Origin of the sequence: Polyangium sp. 15x6 (genome assembly GCF_029960785.1) — a bacterium.
Taxonomy (GTDB): domain Bacteria; phylum Myxococcota_A; class Polyangia; order Polyangiales; family Polyangiaceae; genus Polyangium.
Genome location: NZ_JASBQE010000010.1, coordinates 173022 through 195040, shown reverse-complemented (window position 1 = coordinate 195040; position 22019 = coordinate 173022). Strand labels below are relative to the sequence as shown.

General features: G+C 69.2%; 14 protein-coding genes. 6 read left to right on the top strand and 8 right to left on the bottom strand.

Annotation, left to right across the window (positions count from 1 at the left end):
• The 3 genes from QHF83_RS10730 to QHF83_RS10720 all read left to right on the top strand — a co-directional run.
• The coding region (locus tag QHF83_RS10730; RefSeq protein WP_282417684.1) for a plastocyanin/azurin family copper-binding protein at nt 1-1189 on the top strand (1189 nt) is incomplete at its 5' end.
• 104 nt (nt 1190-1293) lie between these two features.
• Nucleotides 1294-2916 carry a PAS domain-containing protein gene (locus QHF83_RS10725; protein WP_282417683.1) on the top strand — a complete coding sequence of 541 codons (1623 nt, stop codon included), beginning with the start codon at nt 1294-1296 and terminating at the stop codon, nt 2914-2916.
• Between the two features lies 1 nt (nt 2917).
• Nucleotides 2918-3760, top strand: a complete 843-nt coding sequence (locus tag QHF83_RS10720) for a hypothetical protein (RefSeq protein ID WP_282417682.1) — start codon at nt 2918-2920, stop codon at nt 3758-3760.
• Here the strand turns inward: QHF83_RS10720 and QHF83_RS10715 are convergent.
• A complete protein-coding gene (locus QHF83_RS10715; protein WP_282417681.1) occupies nt 3749-5314 on the bottom strand; it encodes a carotenoid oxygenase family protein in 1566 nt (521 codons plus the stop codon). The genes QHF83_RS10720 and QHF83_RS10715 overlap by 12 nt on opposite strands.
• A gap of 26 nt (nt 5315-5340) precedes the next feature.
• Entirely contained in the window at nt 5341-7137 is a 1797-nt protein-coding gene (locus tag QHF83_RS10710) for an NYN domain-containing protein (RefSeq protein ID WP_282417680.1), read from the bottom strand.
• 160 nt (nt 7138-7297) lie between these two features.
• On the opposite strand from QHF83_RS10710, the gene QHF83_RS10705 reads away from it, so the two are divergent.
• A complete protein-coding gene (locus tag QHF83_RS10705; protein ID WP_282417679.1) occupies nt 7298-9694 on the top strand; it encodes a VCBS repeat-containing protein in 2397 nt (798 codons plus the stop codon).
• A 3-nt stretch (nt 9695-9697) separates the two neighbouring features.
• On the opposite strand, the gene QHF83_RS10700 is transcribed toward QHF83_RS10705, so the two are convergent.
• A complete protein-coding gene (locus tag QHF83_RS10700; protein ID WP_282417678.1) occupies nt 9698-13108 on the bottom strand; it encodes an ATP-binding protein in 3411 nt (1136 codons plus the stop codon).
• Nucleotides 13109-13347: 239 nt separating this feature from the next.
• On the opposite strand from QHF83_RS10700, the gene QHF83_RS10695 reads away from it, so the two are divergent.
• Nucleotides 13348-14223: an SIMPL domain-containing protein gene (locus QHF83_RS10695; RefSeq protein WP_282417677.1), complete on the top strand. Its 876-nt coding sequence runs from the start codon at nt 13348-13350 to the stop codon at nt 14221-14223.
• 2 nt (nt 14224-14225) lie between these two features.
• On the opposite strand, the gene QHF83_RS10690 is transcribed toward QHF83_RS10695, so the two are convergent.
• The 5 genes from QHF83_RS10690 to QHF83_RS10670 all read right to left on the bottom strand — a co-directional run bounded on the left by QHF83_RS10690 (nt 14226) and on the right by QHF83_RS10670 (nt 21428).
• Nucleotides 14226-14630, bottom strand: coding sequence for a hypothetical protein (locus QHF83_RS10690; protein WP_282417676.1), 405 nt, complete (start codon nt 14628-14630; stop codon nt 14226-14228).
• Between the two features lie 4 nt (nt 14631-14634).
• A complete protein-coding gene (floA, locus tag QHF83_RS10685) occupies nt 14635-15618 on the bottom strand; it encodes a flotillin-like protein FloA (protein ID WP_348980440.1) in 984 nt (327 codons plus the stop codon).
• 6 nt (nt 15619-15624) lie between these two features.
• On the bottom strand, nt 15625-16959 hold the full coding sequence (locus tag QHF83_RS10680) for an NfeD family protein (protein ID WP_282417674.1): 1335 nt from the start codon (nt 16957-16959) through the stop codon (nt 15625-15627).
• 96 nt (nt 16960-17055) lie between these two features.
• Nucleotides 17056-20547, bottom strand: coding sequence for a protein kinase (locus QHF83_RS10675; protein WP_282417673.1), 3492 nt, complete (start codon nt 20545-20547; stop codon nt 17056-17058).
• 95 nt (nt 20548-20642) lie between these two features.
• Nucleotides 20643-21428 (bottom strand): sterol desaturase family protein, encoded by a 786-nt coding sequence (locus QHF83_RS10670; protein ID WP_282417672.1) that lies wholly within the window; start codon nt 21426-21428, stop codon nt 20643-20645.
• Between the two features lie 154 nt (nt 21429-21582).
• Here QHF83_RS10670 and QHF83_RS10665 point away from each other — a divergent pair, with 154 nt between their 5' ends.
• Nucleotides 21583-21984: a DUF6184 family natural product biosynthesis lipoprotein gene (locus tag QHF83_RS10665; RefSeq protein ID WP_282417671.1), complete on the top strand. Its 402-nt coding sequence runs from the start codon at nt 21583-21585 to the stop codon at nt 21982-21984.
• Nucleotides 21985-22019: the final 35 nt, after the last annotated feature.

The window sequence follows — 22019 nt, the reverse complement described above, 5'->3', positions numbered from 1 at the left end:
CCAGGGCGGCGTCGGCGGCGGGACCGGTGGCCAGGGCGGCGTCGGAGGTGGCACCGGCGGCCAGGGCGGCGTCGGCGGCGTCGGCGGGACCGGCGGCGAGGGTGGCGCCGGCGGCGGGACCGGCGGCCAGGGCGGCGTCGGTGGCGGGACCGGCGGCGCGGGCGGCATTGGTGGAATGGGCGGTGCCGGTGGAATGGGCGGTGCCGGTGGAATGGGCGGTGCCGGTGGAATGGGCGGCGCCGGTGGAATGGGCGGCATGGGCGGCACCGGTGGAATGGGCGGTGCCGGTGGAATGGGCGGCATGGGCGGAACCGGTGGCATGGCCAACGTCTGCCTCACGGCGGCCGATTGCCCCACCCCGGCGAACGAATGCGAGCAGGCGACGTGCTCGAATGGCATGTGCGGCGTGGAAGGCAAGATGGCCGGCACGCCGACCTCGTCGCAAGTGGACGGCGACTGCAAGCAGCAGGTCTGCGACGGCAGCGGCGCCACGACGGCCGAGAACGACGATCTCGACCTGCCGGACGACGGCAAGTCCTGCACGACGGACACCTGCGACAATGGTTCGCCCGTGTATACCCCCCTGGCGGAGGGGACCATGTGCATGGAGTCCGGCGGCAAGGTCTGCAGCGCCATGGGCGCGTGTGTCCAGTGCAACGTCGACGGCGATTGCACGAGCGGCTCGACGTGCATGGCAAACCAGTGCGTGGCTCCCGCGACGTGCTTCGACGGCATCCAGAACGGCGACGAGACGGACGTCGATTGCGGCGGGGCCTGCCCGAAGTGCAATGGCGACGCTTGCACGGCCGATAACGAATGCCAGAGCGGCATCTGCAACGGCGGCCAGTGCGTGGCCAGCGTCAATGGTTGCACGCCCGCGTCGGCGGTGGATCTCACCGCCCAGGGGGCGACGACGATTACGTCCAGCGGCCTGGCCTACAGCCCGAAGTGCATCAAGGTGAAGGCGGGGTCGACTGTGACGTTCTCGAGCAACTTCAGCACGCATCCGCTGCAGGGCGGCGTGGTCGTGAACGGCACGGCGACGCCCGCCGCGACCGGCCCGTTCGCCACGGTGACGGACTCGGGCACCATGAAGGACTTCGGGATGGTGGACCCGGGGACGTATCCCTTCTACTGCGTGCCGCACGCGACGCTCGGCATGAACGGCGCGGTGTTCGTCGTTCCGTGACAGGAAGATGACGCAGAAGTGCGGGCACCCTCGTCCGAGGCGTGCCCGCTCCTTGCGCGCCGTCGCCCAACTTGCCGGGTCGTGTTATCGTCCCCGGTAAAGTCATGGCAACCCCCGACGGAGCGCCAGCCTCGTTCTCGATCCACCCGGATCTCCTGCTCTCGGTCCTCGACGACGCGACGGCGCTCGTCGACGGCCGCGGCCGCGTTCGGCTCACGAACCCGCGCATGGACCGCCTGTTCGCCTCCGAGGAGGGCACGCGTTTTCTCCCGTTCTTCGAGCGCCAAGGCGCGTTTCGGATCTTGCCGACGAGCGTGCTCGAGGGCGGGGCGCTCGCGGCCGCGCGGGGGATCGAGGACGTGCTCGCGGGGGCGCGCGAGCGGCTCGAGATCGACCTCGGGGCCCCGGGAAGCTCGCTGCTCGCGATTGCGTGTGCGGTCGACGGCGGCCGCGGCGCGCTCGTGCGGGTGCGCCTGCGTACGGCCGAGGAAGAACACCGCGCGCGCTGCGCCGAGGTGGTCGAGGCCATGCAGCTCGGGCTCTACGTCTACCGGCTCGAAGAATCAAAAGGCAACGAGGCGGCGCTGCGCTGCGTGTACGGCAATACCGCCGCCGAGCAGCTCACGCAAAGGCCCACGGCGAAGTTCGTGGGAAAGCTGCTCGACGAGGTCAGCAGCGTCCCGCGGCAAAAGGGGCTCATCGATCGATATGTCGAGGTGGTCCACGAGAGGAGGACCGTCGACATCGATTACACGGTGACGGACGCGAGGACGGGCAAGGACGTTTCCTGGGCGATCAAGGCCTTCCCGCTCTCGGGGCAATGCGTGGGCTCGATCTTCGAGGACGTCACGAAGCAGCGGGAGACCGAGCAATCGCTCCGCAGCACGTCGCAGTTCCTCGACTCGATCCTCGACAACATCCCGATGATGATCTTCATCAAGGAGGCGAAGGAGCTCCGGTACGTCCACATCAACAAATACATGGAGGAGCGCCTCTCGTCGCCGGTCGGCTGGATCGGGCATACCGATTACGACATTTTTCCGAAGGAGCTCGCCGACGTTTTCATCGAGGCGGACCGGGCCGTCTTCGAGGGCCGTGTCATCGTGGACATCCCCGAGGAGGAGGTCCCGATGAGCGGCGCGGGCGTGCGCCTTTGCCATACCCGCAAGATTCCGCTGTACGACGAGGCGGGAGAGCCGCTCTTCCTGATCGGAATGAGCGAGGACATCACGGACCGGAAATCGGCCGAGGACGCGAAGCGGCGCGAGCTCGTGCTGCTGGAGACGCAGACGAAGCTGATGGAGCTCGTCCGGCAGCTCTCGACGCCGCTCCTGCCGCTTTCGCAGGGCGTGCTCGTGGCGCCGCTCATCGGGCAGATGGACGAGGCGCGGGGGCAGCATTTCATGGAGGCGCTGCTCGCGGGGATCCAGCATCACCAGGCGGAGACGGTGCTCATCGACATCACGGGCGTGCCCTCGATCGACGCGTCCGTGGCCGAGCAGCTCCTTCGGGCCACGCGCGCGGCGGGCCTGCTCGGCACGGAGACCGCGCTCGTGGGGGTGTCTCCGGACGTGGCGCGCACGATCGTGGACCTCGGGGTCGATTTCGGCGCGCTCGTGACCTATGGGGACCTCCGGGCGGGCATGCGGGCGGCCGCGGAGGGGCGGCGGCGCCGGCACGCCGCGAAAGCGGGCCAAGGCCAGGGGCGGCCGAGCCCGCGGACGTGACATGTCGAGCCCGGCCCCGCTCACGCCTGTCCTCGCGTCGATGCTGCCCGGGCCGGGCGCCTCGGACGCGGAGCACGCGAAGTCCTTTCGCCGGGCGGCGCACCTCCTGCTCGATCACGCGACGCTTTTCATTGCCGGATCGCCTCATCGCCTGGCCGAAATCGAGTTTTACTGGTACGGCCCCGGGCATCAGGATCCTTTCGCGCATCGAGATCCGATCCAGGTCGACGCGGGGGTCTGGTATTTTCATCGGCAGGGCGGGACGTACAAGGGCGGGACGTACAAGGGCGTCGACGTCGCGATGGGGCGAAGGCCCGATACGTACGTCGGCATTCTGATTCGCAGCATCGTGGACCCGGCGAGCGAGGCGTTGATCGAAGGCTCGTGCACGTGCGTCGATCACGTGCTCCTGCGGACCGGCAAGGAGAGCGTCGCGGCGCTCGCGGGCTCGTTCGATGGGTCGATCGATCCGCGGGAGGGCTCGCCGCTGTATCTCGCCCACGAGAATCCCCGGGGCGGCCCGGCGGAGGTCTTCGATTCGCCGCGGGTGGGTTTGACCTTGAAGAAGGGCGCGACGCCCGAACGGCAGGCCTTTCTCGGGCGGCCGTATCGATTCACGATCGAGCCCGCGCGGACGAAGAAGGGGCGGCCCCACCTCGTCGTCCGGCTGCACCAGAAAGGTGTTTCGAATGAGGAGATTGTCCGGGTCACCCGGGGCGGGGCAGCTTCGATCGAGCGATGGGTGCGGGCGTTCGAGGCGGGGAAGGGGAGAGACCCGGAAGCGTATCGGGGCGATCTCTCGACGGAGCAGCTTTGCGAGCTCTGGGGCGCGCTATCCGCCTGACGCGGGCACCCACGTGCCGTGAAAGCCGAAGGGGACGCGCTGGCGGGCGCGGACGACGGCGACAGGCTCGGCGTCGGGGTTCGTCGCGTCGAGGATCAAGAGGTCACTCGTGTCCTCGTCGGCGTGATAGACCGTGGTGATCAGATACCCATCGCCCTCGGGCGCGGCTTCCGTGCGCGGGACGAAGAGCGCCTCGTTCGTGTACGTCGATCGGCCGAGGTTGCGATATCGCACCTCGCCGGTCTCGAAATCGACGCGGCCGATCGCGTTCATGATGCCGCGGCCGCACGTCGGCGCGATCCGCGCCGCGACCCAGCCATACCGATGGCGGCGCGTCGCGAAGCGCGGGTCGACCACGGGGAACTCGCACGGCGCGTCGTCGAGGATCGTCTCGCTGATCCTGCCCGTGTCGAGGTCGAGCCGGAGCCGCACGAGCGCGCCCGGCGGGTATTCCTCGATGTGCGGGTTCATGGTCTCGCCGCCCGGATCGAAGAGCGGCAAGCGGGGATAACGGACGATGTCGAGGACGACCGCGTTCCCGTCGTCGAACGCGTTCATCGGATGGAACACGTAGCAGGGCGGGATCTCGTACCAGCGCACGGGCGCCGCGGGGTCGTCCCGTAAAACCACGCCGAGCCGCGCGCCGCGCGAGGGCTGCCAGCGGACCGTGTTCGGGCTCTTCATGTCGTCCATGTGGAGCACGGCCGGCAGGTGATAAAAGACGGCACGGGTCTCGGTCACGCTGAAATCGTGCATCATCGCGGGGAAGGGCGCCTCGATGTCGCGCGAGAGCCGCACGGCGCCGTCCTTTTCGAACACGTGATACGTGAGCCCGCCCCGGCCGCCCCAGTAGCCGAACGTGTAAATCGTCTCCGTGCCCGGCTCGATCTTGGGGTGCGCGACCATGCCGCCCTTGCCGGATCGCAAGGCGCCGCCGAAATCGAAGCGGCCCTTCGTCGCGAGGGTGACCGGGTCGATCTCGTGCGCGGGCGAGCCCTCGACGAGCGAGAGCAGCCGGCCGGCCATTCGCTGGATGCTGGTGTTGCTGCGGTCGACGGCGCGCAAGATGCGCTCGAATTGCTCTTCGCTCGGTCCTTTGCCGAGGAGCGCCTGCGCCTGCAGGGTGACGAGCTCCGTTCCGGAGAAGCCGAGCGCGAGCCAGCCTTCGATCGTCGTGGAGAGCGCGAGGTCGCGGATCCCGCCGAAGAGCGCGCGTCCGGCGCGCTCCTCGAGGGCGAGTTTTTCCGTGCGGACCCAGCGATTCTTGTGGGAGACGCGGCCGTCCTCGATCACGAAGGCGTCGATCATCCCGTCGCCGTCGAACCAGTGATAAAGGTCCGGGTTCGGCGGTTCGAACCGGGGGCCGGGGCTCATGCGATAGAGGGTGCCGCGGAGATCACGCGGGACTTCGCCCCGGAGGACCTCGAGCGACGACGCATCACTCTCCCGGCGCACGGGCGCGAAGTTGCCTTCGAGGTAAGGGTTCGGCCGGAAGGCGCGGGGCCTCGGCCTCTTCTTGTCGAGCGCGAGGAGGAGGTCTTCGGCGAGGCCCATGGCAAACGCTCCTTTCGAATCGAGGTTCAGGCTTTGGCTTCTTGTACCGTCCCGCTCACGTCGGTCGTCTCCGCGGGCGGAGTCTCCTCGATGGCGCCGATGAGCCAGCGCTCGATCGCGCCGCGCTCCGTCGTGGAGAGGTTCAGCTCGGCGTCCTCGCACATCGCCAGCACGTTGCGCTGGAACGCCTCGGCGAGCAGGCGCGCGCCCCAGGGTTTCGGCGCCTCGTGCAGCGGCAGCCCGCCGTACATGATGCCACGAAGGACGAACGTCACGGCCGAGCGCGACACGGAATGGCCCTCGGCGAGCAGGGCGTCCCGTACCGATTTCGAGGTCGCCGTGACCTGGAAGGCGCTGCGGCCGAGGATGTCCGCGATCGTCCGGAAGAGCAGGCCGAACTCCGGCGGCCGGAGGACGGGCACGCCCGTGATCTCGTGCACGCGCCGGAGCACGCCGAACTCGTCACGCGAGGGCGGCGGCCAGTCCTCGCTCTCGGCCTCCGGAGGCTCGTGCCGGGCGGGATCGTAGAGGTGTCCAGGGCTCGCCGTGTGCACGACGAACCCCGGATTTCCCGCGTGGAGCAAGAGGTCCTTGAAGCTGCCGGTCCCGGCCCAGCGGCTATCGACGACCACGTTGCCGAGCCGTCGGATGACCTCCTGCGAGGCCGAGGCCATGGTCACGGGGCGCGGCGAGCTCGACACGTAGTCGCGCAGGACACGGACGATCTCGGCGCGTAGATCCGAGGGGCGCGCGAGCGTGTCGGGCGAGGGCTCGATCGTGGTCGCGAGCTGGATGCTCGGGTTCGGGGTCGACGGGAGCGGGATGCTCGGCGCCGGGCTCGACATCGGCATGGGCACCGGCGGCGGCGGCGGGACGAGGGCCTGCGTGGGCGCCGTGGGCACGGCGAGCGACACCGCGGGTGGAAGGTCGGTCGTGACGCGCCAGCTCTCGGCCTCGTCGTCGACGATGCGCAGGCGGACGTCGCGCCGACAGAGCTCCTCGGTGAGGGCGCGCAGGCTCTTGAAGCCGAGCCAGTCGTTCGCCGCGGAGAACTCGTGGAAGCGGCGGTAGACGCGCGGCAGGCTCGCGGCGGGCAGGCTCCCGCCCGCGCGCGCGGCGCCGACGACGGCCGCTGCCATCTGCGAGAGCAGCTCCGCGCCCGCGTCGCCCGCGGGCAGCGAGGCCGGCGGGGGCAGGATCGAGGCGGACGGGAACATCGAGAACGAGCGGTCGCGCTGCGGCGGCGAGATCGCCGGCGGCTCGAACCCTTCGCCCTCGCTCGGGACGCGCAGCGTCTCCTCGATGAACCGGTCCTCCGTGATGAGCCGATCACACGCGGCGGTGTACGCCGAGGCTGCATACCCGACGGCCACGACCACGGTGCGCCGGTCGTGGGCGCGAAGCCGCAGCAATACGGGCGTGAAGTCGGCGTCGCCGGACATGATGACGAACTCGTCGAAGCGCGTCGGGTGACCGAGCGTGTCGAGGATGTCCATCACCATGCGGATGTCGGAGCTCGTCTTGCCCAGCGACGTGAGGGGCGGGCAATCGACGACCTCGAACGCGGCGCGGGTGAAGTACGGCCGGTACTTGTGGAACGTCTTCGGGTTCAGGTAGCACTTGCGGACGAGGACGGAGAGGGGCGTCCTGACCAACTCGCTGCTCTGCGCCTTGGCGATGAGACCTCGCTCCATCCACGCGAGCCAGCGCGTTGGTTCGGTGGCGAAGACCTCTGCCGCTTCCGGATCGACCCGATGGAGCCCGAGGTAAATGTTGTCGAAATCGACGAAAAGCGCGGTTCTGATCCGCTCGGCTTGAGGCATGGAGTTCCCCCCGACGATCCGGGACCACGAGCCTAGGCTGGGGCGACGAGGTTGGTCAAGCGAACCCCGACGAGGATCTCGGGCATCACCGGAGCCTGGAAGGGGGAGCGCCAGAGATTTGTCCTTCACGCCCGTGCGTCGCAGTGCCATTCCTCCAGGGATGCGACGACGGTTTGCGTTCCTGGTGCTTTCTTCATCGGCCGCGGCGCTGCTCGCGGCGCTGGGCCAAGGGTGCGGTGACGGCGGATCGTCGTCCGCGGGCGGAACGGGCGCAGGCAGCACGACCGGCACGGGTGGCATGGGCGGATCGTCGTCGACGGGGACGGGCGGCGACGACACGCTCTTCGACGCGGGGAGCTGCCCGACCGGCGAGGCGTGTGACGGCGGCGTCTGCGCGGGCGGCGTGTGCTGCGCGGTGGAGCTCGCGTGCGGCGACGCGTGTTGCGGCGGGGGCCAGGTCTGCTCGTTCCAGAAGTGCGTGACGCCGGGGGCGAGCTGCGCCGAGTCGGGCGACTGCGCGGCCGGCGAGTATTGCGAGTTCTCGCTCGGCGATCCGCAGGTCATGGACGGCGGCGTGGACGCGGGGTGCATGGGCGGCGCGCAGGTGCCCTCGGGCAAGTGTCTCCCGAAGCCGCCGACGTGCGCGCCTGGCATGCCCCCGCCGAACCCGGGCGATCCGCTCACGTGCCTCGAGTCTTGCCAATACAAGCCCGCGGCGTCGACGTTCGCGCCCGAGCTCAAGTTCGCCTGGGGTGGGCAGCTCTCGGCGCCTTTCACGACCGACGTGATGATGTCGCCGATCGTGATCGAGCTCGACGACGACGACTGCGACGGGAAGGTCACGGCGAAGGACATCCCGGAGATCGTGTTCGCGACCTTCACGAGCGGCGCCTACCAGGGCGCCGGGGTCCTGCACGCGATCAGCATCGTGGGCGGGCAGGTCGTGGAGAAGTGGACCGTGGCCGGCATTCACCCGACGAAGCAACTCGCGGCGGGCAACATCGATGGCGCGGCGGGCAACGAGGTCGTCGCGTGCGCCGAGGGCGCGGACGCGGGCGTGCGCGCGCTGAAGGGTGACGGGAGCCAGCTCTGGGCGACGCCGCCGATGCGTTGCTTCATGCCCACGGTCGCGGACCTCGACGGCGACGGGACGGTGGAGGTCGTGGTCGAGGGCGGCATCCTCGACGGTGTGACGGGCGCGGTGAAGGCCTCGTTCTCGACGGAGCTTTCGAGCTCGTTCGTCGTGAGCGACGTGACGGGCGACGGCGTGCTCGACATCGTGACGGGCAGCCAGGTCTTCGACGCGAACGGCATGCTCGTGCTCGACACGGGCACGGCAAACCAGAGCAACTTCTACGCGACGCAGGACTGGAAGAGCCCCTGGCCGGCGGTCGCCGATTTCGACGCCGACGGCAAACCCGAGGTGGTGGTCGTCGACAACCTGAACCACGCGCTCGTCGTGTGGCGGTACGACGCGGCGGCGCCGGGCAAGTTCACGATCGTGCGCCCCGCGCTCGACATCAATGGCACGCTCTCGCCCTCGCTTTGCCCCGCGGGGAGCTGGGGCAACACCCACGGCGGCGGCCCGCCCACGATCGCCGATTTCAATGGGGATGGGACGCCGGACGTGGCGATGGCGGGCGGCGTGGGGTATGCGGTGCTCGACGGCAAGAAGCTCGTCGACGCGGCCGTGCCCGGGCCCGAGGCGTTCTTGTGGATCAAGCAGACGTCCGATTGCTCGAGCGCCTCGACGGGCAGCACGGTCTTCGATTTCGACGGTGACGGCAAGGCCGAGGTCGTCTATTCGGATCAGCAGCGGCTCCGCGTGTACGAGGGGCCGACGGGGAACGTGCTCTGGGAGCGGTGCAACACGACCGCGACCTTGATCGAGAATCCCGTCGTGGCGGACGTGGACAACGACGGACACGCCGACATCGTGGCCGTGTCGAACGCCTACGGGCAGGCGAGCGCGAGCTTGCAATGCGACGACGGCGTGAGCATCGCGCAATCGGGCGTGCGGATCTTCGGCGACACCTCGGGCAAATGGGTGCGCACGCGGCGGGTGTGGAACGAGCACGCCTACCACATCACGAACGTCGAGGAGGACGGGACGATCCCCACGAAGGAATTGCCGAATTACCTCCAGCCTGGCCTCAACAATTTCCGCCAGAACAAGCAGCCGGGCAGCGAGTTCGCCGCGCCGGACGCCGTCGTCTCGCTCGCGCCCGTCTGCTTCGGGCCTTACGGGCTCGTCGCGGTCGTGCGCAACGTGGGCGAGGCGTCCTTGCCCGCGGGCGTCGTCGTCGGGTTTTACAAGGGAAACCACCCCAATGGCGAGCTCCTCGGGCAGGGCACGACCTCGAAGGTCCTTTATCCCGCGGAGTCCGAGTCCGTCCTGCTCCCGCTCGCCGGCGCGCCGGGCGACGTCACGAACGGGACCGCGCCGATTTACGCCGTCGTCGACGACACGAGCGTCCCGCACCCGGCCTGGACCGAGTGCCGCACCGACAACAACGTGTCCGCTCCGGCGAGCGGCGCCTGCAATTCGCCGAAGTAAGCTTCAAGCGGCGGCGGCCGAGACCGCGTCGAGCAGTCCGAGGACCACGTCGGGCTGGGCCGGTTTCACGAGGTGCTGCGTGAAGCCGGCCGCCGCGGTCAGACGGCGATCCGACTCCTGCCCATACCCCGTCAATGCGACGAGCCTGGCCGGCCTGTGCCCCGAGGCGCGCAGGCGCCGGGCGACCTCGTAGCCATCCATGCCGGGCAATCCGATGTCGAGGAACACGACCTCGGGGCGCTGCTCGCCCGCGGCCGTGAGCGCGCTGAGCCCATCGTGGACGATCCGCACCTCGTGGCCCTGCTCTCGTACGAGCTCGCCGATCATGTACGCGGCGTCGACGTTGTCGTCCACCACGAGGACACGGAGCCTCCGGCCTGCATGTGCATGGTTTGGCGAGCCAATCCTCTCCGGCGGCGAAGGCTTGGCCTCGGCGAGCGCCGGCTCCTCCGGCGCGAGGGGCAGCCACACGAAGAACGTGCTGCCGTGCCCGAGGCCCGGGCTCCGCGCCTCCACCGTGCCGCCGTGCATCTCGACCAGGTGGCGCACGATGGAGAGCCCGATCCCGAGCCCGCCCTGGGCCCGATCGAGCGTGCGCTCCGCTTGCTCGAAGATGTGCCACACCCGGTCGAGCATCTGCGGCGCGATCCCCACGCCATCGTCGTGCACGCGGAGCTCCACCCGCCCCCCGACCCGCGCCACGCAAAGGGTGATGTGCCCTCCCGGATCGGTGTATTTCGCCGCATTCGTGAGCAAATTGACGAGGATTTGCTCCAGGCGAACGGCGTCCGCGAAGACGGGCACGGGTTCGCCCGGAAGCTCGAGCGTGAGCGTGTGGTGCCGCCCCTCGATGAGCCCGCGCGTCGCGTCGACGGCGCGCGAGACCACGGTCGCGACGTCGAGCCGCTCCTTGCGGAGCTCGATCTTGCCGCGGGTCAGGCGCGAGACGTCGAGCAGGTCGTCGACGAGGCGCGCGAGGTTGTCGGTCTGGCGCTCCAGGATCTGGAGATGCCGATCCGTCCCCGCATTCGCGTGCCGCGCCCGGATGATGTGCAGCGCGATGCGCATCGGCGCGAGGGGATTGCGGAGCTCGTGCGCGAGCATGGCCAGAAACTCGTCTTTGCGGCGGTCCGCCTCGGTCTGCATCTCCTCGGCCTGCTTGCGCTCGGTGATGTCGGTGCACGAGCCGATGTGGCCGAGGAACGTGCCGTCCTCGCCGAGCCGCGGGACGCCATAATCGAGGAACCACCGGTACGAGCCGTCCGGCATCCGCAGGCGATACTCGAAGGTGAAGGGCTCGTGGGCGGCCACGGCCGTCTCGAAGATCTTCCCGACCCGCGGGCGATCTTCGGGGTGAAACGGTTCGAGCCAGCCGCTGCCCAGCGCCTCTTCCTCCGATTGGCCCGTGAGCCGCTGCCAGGTCGCATTGACGTAATCACACGAGCCGGTCGCGTCCGTCACCCAGATGATGACCGGAGCGTTGTCGGCCAGCGTGCGGAAGCGCTTCTCGCTCTCGCGCAGGCGCTCGGTCTCCTTCGCCACCTGCCGGCGCAGCCGCGAGAGCTCGATCCGCGCCTCGACCCGCGCCAGGAGCTCCCGCGGCGAGAAGGGTTTGACCAGGTAATCGTCCGCGCCGAACGCGACGCCCTCCACGCGCGCCGACTCGCTGGCGCGGGCCGAGAGCATCACGATGGGTACGGTCTGCGTCCGCGGGTCGGCGCGTAGCTCACGGACGAGGGCGAAGCCGTCGAGGCCCGGCATCATCACGTCGGTGAGGATCAGATCGGGCACGTGGGCGCGGGCGTGGGCGAGCGCCTCGATCCCGTCCGAGACCGCCTCGACGTCGTGGTACGGCTCGAGCAGGCGGCGGATGTAGTGCTGCATGTCGGCGTTGTCCTCGGCGAGCAGCACGCGGGCGCGGACGTCCGCGTGCGCGGGGTGCGGGGAGGGCGCGCCCTCGCTCGCGACCCGCGCGGGCGCCTCGGTCCAATGCTCCGCCTCCTCCACGAAAGCCGCTGCGTTCGTCGCCGAGAGCCCGAGCTCGCGCTCGGCGCCGATGCGCTCGGGGGGTAGGTGCGCTGCGCCGGCGGGAATGCTGACCGTGAACGTGCTGCCCTGACCGACGGTGCTCGTGACGGAGACCGTTCCTTTGTGAAACCCCACGAGCTCGCGGACGAGCGCGAGGCCGATGCCGGAGCCCTCGAACGTGCGCCCGCGGGCGCGCTGCACGCGATGAAAACGCTCGAAGAGCCGCGGCAGCTCCTCCTCGGGAATGCCCGTGCCGGTGTCGTGGATCGAGAGCGCCACGCGATCGCCGTCCCAGCGCAGCGAGACCTCGATCGCCCCCTCGAACGTGAACTTGAAGGCGTTCGAAACGAGGTTCAGGACGATCTTCTCCCACATCTCGCGGTCGACGTAGACCGGCTCCGGGAGCTTGGGGCAATCGACGACGAGACCGAGGCCTGCCCGCTCGACGACCGAGCGGAACGTATTGACGAGCTCCGCGGTGAACGTCGCGAGATCCGTCGGCTCGTAGGCCACCTGCAGGCGCGCAGACTCGATCCGAGAGAAATCGAGCAGCGTATTGACGAGCTTGAGCAGGCGCCTCGCATTGCGCCGCACGACCTCGATTTCGCGCCGTTGCTCGTCGCCGAGCGGGCCGTGCGCGCCGCGGAGCAGCTCCTCGACCGGGCCCAGCATGAGCGTGAGCGGCGTGCGGAACTCGTGGCTCACGTTGGAGAAGAAGCGGGTCTTGAGCTCGTCGAGGCGGCTCAACTTTTCGTTCGCGACGCGTAGCTGCTCGTTGGCTCCCTGGATCTCCTGCGCGCGATGGTAGAGCTCCGACTCCATCCGCTCCGCGCGCGTCCGCTCCTCCTCGACGAGCCGGCTCTGCTCGCCGCCGAGCTTCTTCAGGAGCACGAACTCCGTCACGTCCTCGCCGCGGTGAATGACGTGCGTGACCGTCCCGTTCTCGTCGAGGACCGGGGTATTCGTCGGGCTGTAGTACCGCTCGGTGAAGCCCCCGCCCTCCGACGCGGGCCGGCGAATGTCGTACTTCTGCACGGCCATCGTGTCGGCGACCCCCGTTGCGAAGACGCGCTCGAGCGAGGCGCGGAGGTTGCGTGACCCCGTGGCGTTCGGATCGTCCGGGTTATCGGGAAAGACTTCGAACAGGTTGCGGCCGAGGATCGCCTCGCGCGAGACCAGCCTCGTGCGCAGGAAAGCGTCGCTCGCGGCGACGAGGGTGAAGCTCGGGTCGACCACGAGGTAACTCTCGGGCGCGGACTCGAAGAGCGCGCGGAAATCGGGCTCGCTCGTCCGGGAGGCGGTGGGCGGGCAGGATGCGCCGTTCCGCCCGTCGGCGCACGCGCGCGGGTGCTGCCTTCGCTCGTGTTGCTTGGATCGCCCTAACATGGTGCAGTTTGGCGACGCTCGTGTTTCGTCGATCGGCGCCCCCGTGCGTGTCGGGTACGAACATTGCGCGCGGGGGGTACGATTCAATCCTGTTGCATGATCCCTTCCACTCGGATCGAGCGGTCTCGGGAACAATGGGAGAACTCGACACCCGCCGGACCATCTGCCAGAGTCGGGGCGGCCGCCTGTAAGTTGGGCGGAGGTTCGGCGTTATCTTCTTCGTCAGGAGGATCTTTCGTATGCGCTTCGGTTCCGTGCTCGCGTTCGTTTTGCTCGTCCCCGCCTCGTTTGGGCTCATCGGCTGCGGTGGTCCGCATCATGGGGGCGGCTGGGGGGCGCGCGCCTCGCAGGAGGCGGTCCGTCACATCACGGTCGTCGGCCACGGCGAGGCCCAGGGCAAACCCGACATCGCCCGGACGAGCCTCGGCGTCGAGGCCTCGGCGTCGACGGTCGAAGAGGCGATGAACCAGACGAACGCGCGGATGAAGGCCATCCTCGACGCGCTGAAGAAGCTCGGCCTCGAGGAGAAGGACATCCAGACGGCGAATTTCTCGATCTCGATCGAGCGGCCCTTCGAGAGTCCGGTGCCCGTGCCCATGGCCATGCCCATGCCCGAGGCGCCCCCCGCGCCCGCGAAGGGCGGAAAGGCCGCGGCGGCCACGACGGCGGGCGCGGCGGCCCCCGCGGTGCCGCCGCCGCCGTCCTTGAAATACCGGGTGAGCAACACCGTGGAGGTCACGATCCGCGACGTGTCGAAGGCGAGCCGCGTCGTGCAGGCGGCGGTCGACGCCGGCGCGAACAACGTGTGGAACGTGAACTTCGGGATCGACGACACGAAGGCGCTCGAAGCGACGGCGCGGGAGAAGGCGGTCGCGGACGCGAAGGCGCGGGCCGAGGTGCTGGCGAAGCTCTCGGGGCTCGAGCTCGGGCCGGTGATCAGCGTGAGCGAGGTCATCGGGCGCGGCCCGATCGGCCCGATGCCGATGATGGCCACGGCCGAAGCGAAATGGGGCGGCGGCGGCCCGCCGCTCTCGATGGGCGAGGTGACGTACTCGACCTCGATCGAGGTCATCTTCGGCATCAAGAAGGCGCCCGAGCCGCCCCCGGCGGAGTGATCTCAATCGGCGCCGCGCGGCGGACCTAGCAGGGTACCGAGCAGGATCGCACGACGCACGTCCTCGGGTTTTTCGAAAAGAACCCGGGACGCGCGTCGGGGGCGCGGCGCGGCGGGTGAGGTTTCGAGCGGGCTCGGGAGCACGGGGAGCGCCTCTTCGAGCGAGATCGGGCGCGCGGGGATTTCCTCCAGCGAGCGATATTCCACCGGGAAACGACGATCGGGCAGCGGGCGCGGCGGCGGGGGGACCGTCCCCATCGGCGCCATTCCGACGAGCGCGCGCCGACGCTCCGCGAGCTTCAGCGCGGCGCGCTGTTGAGCTTTGCGGGCGGCCCGATCGAGAAGCGTTGGGACGACCGGCATCATCAAAAAGAAGATCACGACGAGCAGGGAGACGAAACCCTCCACGGCCTCACCTTCGTCCTTGCCCGATCGCCGGCCTCACGTCGGTCGAGACGTCGTTCGCGACCGAATGCCGCATGGCCGTGTCCGCCTCGATGTTCCGCATCCGATAATAATCCAGAATGCCGAGGTTACCTGACCGGAACGCCTCGGCCATCGCGCGCGGCACGTCCGCCTCCGCCTCGACGACCCGCGCGCGCATCTCTTGCTCCAGCGCCACGGCCATCGCGCGGCGCTCCTCCGCCTTCGCCTGCGCGATCTGTTTGTCCGCGTTCGCCTGGTCGATCTGGAGCTTCGCCCCGATGTTCGCGCCGACGTCCACGTCCGCGATGTCGATCGACAGGATCTCGAACGCCGTCCCCGCGTCGAGCCCCCGCGCGAGGATGTTCTTCGAGATGTGATCGGGATTTTCGAGGACCTCCTTGTGGTTCGCGGCCGAGCCGATCGTGCTCACCATGCCCTCGCCGACGCGCGCGATGATCGTCTCCTCCCCGGCGCCGCCGACGAGCCGATCGAGGTTCGCCCGCACCGTGACGCGCGCGATCGCGATGAGCTGGATGCCATCCTTCGCGACCGCGGCGACCCGCGGCGTCTCGATCACCTTGGGCAACACGGACATTTTGACCGCGTCGAGCACGTCGCGTCCGGCGAGATCGATCGCGGCGGCGCGCTTGAGCGGGAGATGGATGTTCGCCTTGTCGGCTGAGATCAGCGCATTGACCACGCGTGTCACGTTGCCGCCGGCGAGGTAATGCGCTTCGAGGTCGTTCGTCGACACGTCGAGCCCGGCTTTTACCGCGCTGATGCGCCCGTTCACGACGACACCCGGCGGCACCCGGCGAAACCGCATGCCCACGAGCGACGACAGCCCCACGTACGCCCCCGAGGCCCACGCCGCGATCCAGAGCGGCACGGGGATCAGATAGAGCACCACGAACAGCCCCACGAGCACGAGGCCGACGATCCCGATGATCCCGAGCTCCACGCCGAACATGGCCATTCACCCTTTTTCCTTTTCCGCAGCCGGCCGCACGACCACGTAGCTGCGCTCCACGCGCAAAACCTCGAGCGGCGTGCCGGCCGGGATGTATTCCCCCTCGGACAGCGCATCGACCCGCGCGCCCGTGATCTCCGCGATGCCCGAGGGCCGGAGCGGCGAGGCCGCCTTGCCGAGGTCGCCGGGCAGGATCGCGTCGAGCGGCGAGGCTGAAAACGGGAGCGCGCGCTCGGGACGCCCGTTTTCGAGGATGAGGCTGCGAGCGAACGGCAATCGGGGGAGAAACCGCAAAACGAGGGCCGCCCCGACGAGCGTGACCACGAGCGCAATGGCGACCTCGGCCGCGGCCTGGACCGCGCCCGCCGCGGTCACGCCCGGCCCGATGAAGCTCATCCCGAGCCCCGCGAGAATGGCCGCGACGCCGAGGACGCCTGCCAGGCCAAACCCTGGAATCACGAAGATTTCGAGGAGCAGGAGCGCGACCCCGCCGCCCACGAGCACGAGCTCCTCCCAGCCCACGAGCGCGAGGATCGCGTGCGACCAGAAGAACAGCGCGAGGCAAACGAGCCCGACGATGCCTGGCGCGCCAAACCCGGGCGTGCGGATCTCCACGAAGAGCCCCATCAAGCCGAGCCCGAGCAGGAGCGAGCTGACGATGGGCGAGGTCGCGAACCGCACGAGCTTTTCCGCCCAGTTCGGAGCGAGCGTGCGAATCTCCGCGCCGGACAAACCACGGTTCGCCAGGATGTCGTCCAGGGTTTCGGCGCGATGACCCACGGCGCCGAGCGCGAGCGCCTCCTCGGTGGTCAGCGTGAGCAGCTTGCCTTTCGCCACGACGCCCGGGATGTCCACGTCCGCGTCGACCATGGCCTCGAAGAGCGCGGGCGGGCGGCCGCGCGCTTCGGCCGTGGCGCGGAATTCTTTGCGTACGAACGAGGTCGCCTTCTCCCCGGCGGGCTCCGCGCGCCCCTCGGGCCCGGCGATGACGGGCGCGGCCGCGCCGATCGTCGCGCCCGGGGCCATCACGATGTCCTCGGCCGCGAGCGCGATGAGCGCGCCTGCCGAGATCGCCCGCGGATCGACGAAGGCAATCGTGGGGATCTTCGCGTCGAGCAGAGCGTCACGAATGACGAGCGCCGCGTCCACGCGTCCGCCGAGGGTATCGATGGGCAAGACGAGCGCGGCCGCGCCGGCTTGCTCGGCCGTGCGCACGGCGCGCTGCACGTAAGGCGCGAGGCCATTGTCGATCTCCCCGCGAATGGGCGCGACAAACACGATGGGCCGCGCCGCTTGCCCGCGCGCGAACGCGCAAAGCAGCATGGCCCAGAAAGCGAGCACGAGGACCCAGACGCGACGTCGAGACGGACCGCGATGCGCCACGAAAACCCCCGCTTTGAGGCTAGGGCTCCCGGGGCGCGGCGGTAGGGGAGGATGTCAGCGCGTGGGTTCGGGCGACGCCGGGCGATCGTCCAGGTGCACGACGTCCTTCGTTGCCGTGTCGAGCCAGGCCCGCAGGCCCGCCTCGTCCGCGGGAAGGTCGTCGCCCCAGAGCCGCACCGTCCGGTCCTGGCCCGTCGAGACGAGCGCGTGGCCGTCCGGCGAGAACGCGACGAACGAGACGCCGCCCGCATGCCCGGCGAGCGGCCGATCCTCGTGGCTCTCGAGGTCCCAGATGCGGACGCTGCCGTCGAGGCTCGCCGAGGCGATCCGTTTTCCATCGGAGGAGACGGAAATGCTCGCCACGGTTTTGCCGTGCCCGCGCAGGATGTCGCGGGGCTTGCCCGTCGCCGTCTCCCAGAGACGCACCGACGGTTCCGAGCCGAGCGAGGCGAACGTGGCGCCGTCCGGGAAAAACACGATCTGCGTGACGCCATTGCCGCTCGCGTCGATCACCCGACCCTGGCCCGTCGCGAGGTCCCAGAGCCCGATCGTATGGTCGGCGCTGCCCGACGCGAGCGTCTTTCCATCCGGCGAAAACGCGACGGCGCGGACCGGGAGCTCGTAGGTGCCGAGCGTCTTCGCTTCTTTCGTCGCGAATCGATAGGTGCGCACGGTCTTGTCGGCGCTGCCCGTCGCAAGGACCGCGCCGTCGGGCGAGAAGGCGAGCGTCTCGACGGGTTTTTCGTGCTCGAAGAGGACCTCGGCTTGCCCCGTGGCCACGTCCCAGAGCCGGACCTTTTTATCGGCGCCACCGGAGGCGAGGTGTTTTCCGTCGGGCGAAATGGCAAGACGTGCCACGCGCCCCTTATGGCCCCGGAAGACCTTGGGCGGTTCGCCCGCGAGCGAGGCGATCCGCACGGCGCCGTCCTCGCTGGCGGAGGCGACGGCCGTTCCATCCGGAAAAACCCGCAGGTCGCTGACCTTGGCGCCATGCCGATCGACGATCTGCGGCGCGCCGGAGGCGAGGTCGAAGAGGCGCACCGTGCCGTCTTCCGCGGCCGAAACGACACGTTTTCCGTCGGGCAGGAAGGCCGCGACCGTCGACGCGCCGTCGTGCTCGCCGACCACACGATCGACCTGCGTGCCGAGCTCCCAGACCCGCATCGTCTGGTCGAATCCCGCCGCCGCGAGGCGTTTTCCATCGGGCGAGAATGCGACGCCGTGGAGACCGAGCCAGTCCTGGAATCCGCCGAGCGTGCGGCGCTGGCCATTGCCGACGTACCACATGACGACGTTGCGATCCTGTCCGACGACGGCGACGCGGCTCCCGTCGGACGAGACCGCGAGCGTCTTGACCTCGCCGCCATACTGGCCGAGGAGCCGGGTCGCGCCGTTCGAGAGATCGGCATAACGAACGGCGCGGTCCTTCGCGCCGGACACGAACGCGGTGCCATTCGGCAAGAACGCGAGCGCCGTGACCTCCTTCGTGTGGCCGGGGAACGTGCGGAGCGCGCCTTTCGAGCTGTTCCACAGCTTGATCGAGCCGTCGACGCCGCCCGTGACCACGAACATGCCGTCGAAGGAGACCGCGATGCTGGAGCAGGTCGAGGTTTGGCCGGAAAAATCACGGCTCTTGTCGGTCGCGAGGTCCCAGACGACGAGTTTTCCCTTCTCGACGAGGACGAGCGTGCGGCCGTCCCCCGAAAAGACCGCGCCGCGGCTCAATTCGGTGCCGCTGTTCACGGCGACCCGCTTCCCCGTGCCGGCCGCGACGTTCCAGAGGAAGACGCCGTCGCCGAAGCCCTGCGAGGTGAGCCATTGGCCATTGGCGGAGAAACGGATGCTCGTGATCCATTTCTCGTGGCCCGCGAGGACACGCGAGGTGCCCGTCGCGACGTCCCAGATCCGGACGGATTTGTCCTTGCCGCCCGTGGCGAGGAGTCTTCCGTCGGGCGAGAAGGCCGCGGCCCAGACCTCGTCGCCGTGGCCCGCGAGGACCTTGTGCGTGCCCGTTTCGAGGTCCCAGACCCGCACGGTGCGATCGTCGCTCGCCGTGGCAACGGTGCGGCCGTCGGGCGCGAACGTGACCGCGTTGATGCCGCCGGCGTGCGCCCGGAAGACCCTCCCGATGCCGCGCGAGAGCGCGTCGGCCGCGAGCGTGCGCGCGGCGGGGAAACGTGGGCTGTTCGGCGAGAGCGTCTTCAGCCACGCAATGGCCTGGCTCGGGTCCCGATCCATGAGGCCGCGGGCTTGCGAGATCGTGAGCTCGTCCGCGCGTTTCGTGGCCTCGGTCTGCTTTTGCTGGGCTTCGAGGCGCTGCGCCTGGGCCTCGGCCTTCTGCCGCTGCGCCTCCACCTCGTTCGCCTGCGCGCGATTGCGCTCCTGGATGATGCGCGTGAGGCTCAGGATGCCGACGACGGAGAGGGCCACGACGCCGACCAGGCCCACGAGGAGCGGCGTGCGGCGGCGCTTGATGAAGCGGCGTACGATCTCGCCGCGCGAATACGTGTGTGCCGCGACGAACTGGCCCATCTGGAAACGGCGCAGGTCGTCCGCCAGCTCCTTCGCCGTCGGATATCGCTTCGACGCGTCGCGGGCCATCGCTTTCTCCACGATGGCGAGGAGGTCCTCGGGGATCCCTTTTTGCCGCTCGGCGAGCGGCACGGGCGGCGCTTCGAGGACCTTGAGGGCCACGTCGAGCACGTCCCCGCCCGGGACGTCGTACGGGGCCACGCCGGAGAGCGCGCGATAAAGCAGGGCGCCGATCGCATACACGTCCGCACGCTCGTCCACGGGTTTGGCCATGGCCTGCTCCGGGGGCATGTATGCGGGCGTGCCCATGATCGCGCCGACGGACGTCAAATGCGCGCTCCTGCTGACCGATTTCTCCTCGGACGCCGGCGGCCGGGGTTTGCCGGAGAGCGGCTCGGAGGACTCGTCGTTCAGGTCCTTCGCGAGGCCCCAATCGATGACGACGGTCTCGCCGAACCGACCCACGAGGACGTTCGCCGGCTTGAGGTCGCGATGGACGATCCGCTGGCTATGCGCATACGCCATCGCGTCGGCCACGGCGAGCAGGTGCGGGAGCAGGGCGAGGCGCTGTTCGAGCGTCTGCGCGTCGTTCATCACGTCGCCGAGGGGCTTGCCCGTGATGAGCTTCATCGCGTAGAACGGCTCGCCCGTTGGCCAGCGGCCGGCCTCGTGCACGGGGACGATCGAGGGGTGCTGGAGGCGCGCCGTGATGATCGCCTCGTACACGAAGCGCTCGGCCTCGGCCGCGTCCGTGGAGAGCAGCTCCTTGATGGCGACCGTGCGGTCGAGCCGCGTGTCGCGCGCCTTCATGATGCGGCCGATCCCACCCTCGGCGAAGACGCCGCTCACGGCGTAGGCCGTGCGCTGGACGACGGGGAGCGACGCGGGGGTGAGCGCGGGGCGCACCGCGGGCGGAGGCGGCGGAGGAGGCGCGTTCCGGAGGGAGGCGATCTCCGCGTCCGAGATCTCGAGCTCTTCGATGGAGTTCCTGTCGAGGGGAGAGCTTTCCGGCACGGGGGCAGACTATCCGATTTGCGTTTGGCCGGCACGAGGGAGCGGAGCGGCGTGGTCGTGCTTTTTCCGCCCCTGGGAGGTTCCGGACGCCCGGGTCAAGAGGGGTCGGCGCGCTCCTTGAGGCTCCGGAGCGGCTGGCCGTCCATGACGCGCTTGAGGAGGACCGGCCAGTCCTTCCATTCGGTGCCGCAGAGCCGATCCATGATCGCGGACTGGAAGCTGTAATGGCCGGTCCATCGGGCGTGATGGAGCGCGTGATACACGAACGGATTCGCGTTGATGGAGCGCCACCGGATACCCTTGATGGAGCGCGTGAGCTCCACGTTCGAGTGCCCGACGATGTTGCCGCCGATGTTGACCACGAGATACGCGGCCCAGCCCCAGAAGCCGATCGGCGCGACGTACGACATGGCGAGCGGCATCCCGGCATACCCGATCATCCAGGCGCACGACTCGACGAAGCTCATGGATTGGCCCGTGAGCGGCGTCGTCACGTGCGAGCGATGGTGCCAGCGATGAAACCGCACGAGCGCCCGGTGGTGCATGGCCCGGTGCAGGAAGTAATAATACACCTGAAAACCCGCGCTCATCGCGAAGAACGTGAGTCCGTCGCGCAGGAGCGAGGTCTCGCCGAAGCGCACGAGGCCCGAGGAAAGGACCGCCGTGAACGTCGTCACGGTGACGGCGAGAAAGACGAGGTTCCCCAGGAGCTCGAAGCGGTACTGGCCCTCCGCGAGGGGCACGTCGTAAATGCGGCGGTGCTGGAGCAGGCGTTCGAGCGCGAACCCGATCGGCACGTTGAAGATCGTCAAACCCACGAAGAAGGCGAGCACGATCAACGAAAGCTCGGGCAAGGAGGCCTGGGCAAGGATGTCGGGCATGTTCCCACCCGTAGCGGCGAAACGCTGCGCATTCAAGAGATCCGTGGTCGGGCTCGCTCGTTCCGTCCACACTCGTTCGCACCGTCCGCCCGTTACATCCCGTGCCGTCCGGCGCGGTCCCGTCCTGGCGCTCCGATTGCACGGAGCTCGCGGCATGAAGAAGACCAGCACCCGCTACGCTCCGGCTCTCCTGTTCGTCGTCCTCGGCACGGGCGTCGCGCTCGGCGCGTGCAGCCGAGAGAACCGCGCCCTCGGCGAGTCGCCCCGCAGCGACGTCAACCGCGCCCTGCAATCGCTGGCCGACGCGCGCTGCGACCGCGCCATGCGCTGCAACCAGATCGGCGGCGGACAACGTTATGCGAGCCGCGACGCGTGTGTTCAGTCCGTGCGCCAATCGGAGCGCGAGGACATCAACCTGTACGAATGCGCCGGGGGCATCGATCAGAAGGAGCTCTCCGAGTGCCTGAACGAGATCAACACGGCCGATTGCGACTCCGCCTTTGACGCGTTGAGCCAGATGGCCGCCTGTCGCTCGAGCGACATGTGCCTCCACTGAGGACGCTCCAGGGCGCCCAGCGCACACGAACCCAC

What these genes read in the sequence shown, in the direction of transcription:
- QHF83_RS10710 (WP_282417680.1), bottom strand. Translation starts at nt 7,137, where the DNA reads ATGCCTCAAGCCGAGCGGATCAGAACCGCGCTTTTCGTCGATTTCGAC.
- QHF83_RS10670 (WP_282417672.1), bottom strand. Translation starts at nt 21,428, where the DNA reads ATGCCCGACATCCTTGCCCAGGCCTCCTTGCCCGAGCTTTCGTTGATC.
- QHF83_RS10695 (WP_282417677.1), top strand. Translation starts at nt 13,348, where the DNA reads ATGCGCTTCGGTTCCGTGCTCGCGTTCGTTTTGCTCGTCCCCGCCTCG.
- QHF83_RS10665 (WP_282417671.1), top strand. Translation starts at nt 21,583, where the DNA reads ATGAAGAAGACCAGCACCCGCTACGCTCCGGCTCTCCTGTTCGTCGTC.
- floA (WP_348980440.1), bottom strand. Translation starts at nt 15,618, where the DNA reads ATGTTCGGCGTGGAGCTCGGGATCATCGGGATCGTCGGCCTCGTGCTC.
- QHF83_RS10715 (WP_282417681.1), bottom strand. Translation starts at nt 5,314, where the DNA reads ATGGGCCTCGCCGAAGACCTCCTCCTCGCGCTCGACAAGAAGAGGCCG.
- QHF83_RS10700 (WP_282417678.1), bottom strand. Translation starts at nt 13,108, where the DNA reads ATGTTAGGGCGATCCAAGCAACACGAGCGAAGGCAGCACCCGCGCGCG.
- QHF83_RS10705 (WP_282417679.1), top strand. Translation starts at nt 7,298, where the DNA reads ATGCGACGACGGTTTGCGTTCCTGGTGCTTTCTTCATCGGCCGCGGCG.
- QHF83_RS10725 (WP_282417683.1), top strand. Translation starts at nt 1,294, where the DNA reads ATGGCAACCCCCGACGGAGCGCCAGCCTCGTTCTCGATCCACCCGGAT.
- QHF83_RS10720 (WP_282417682.1), top strand. Translation starts at nt 2,918, where the DNA reads ATGTCGAGCCCGGCCCCGCTCACGCCTGTCCTCGCGTCGATGCTGCCC.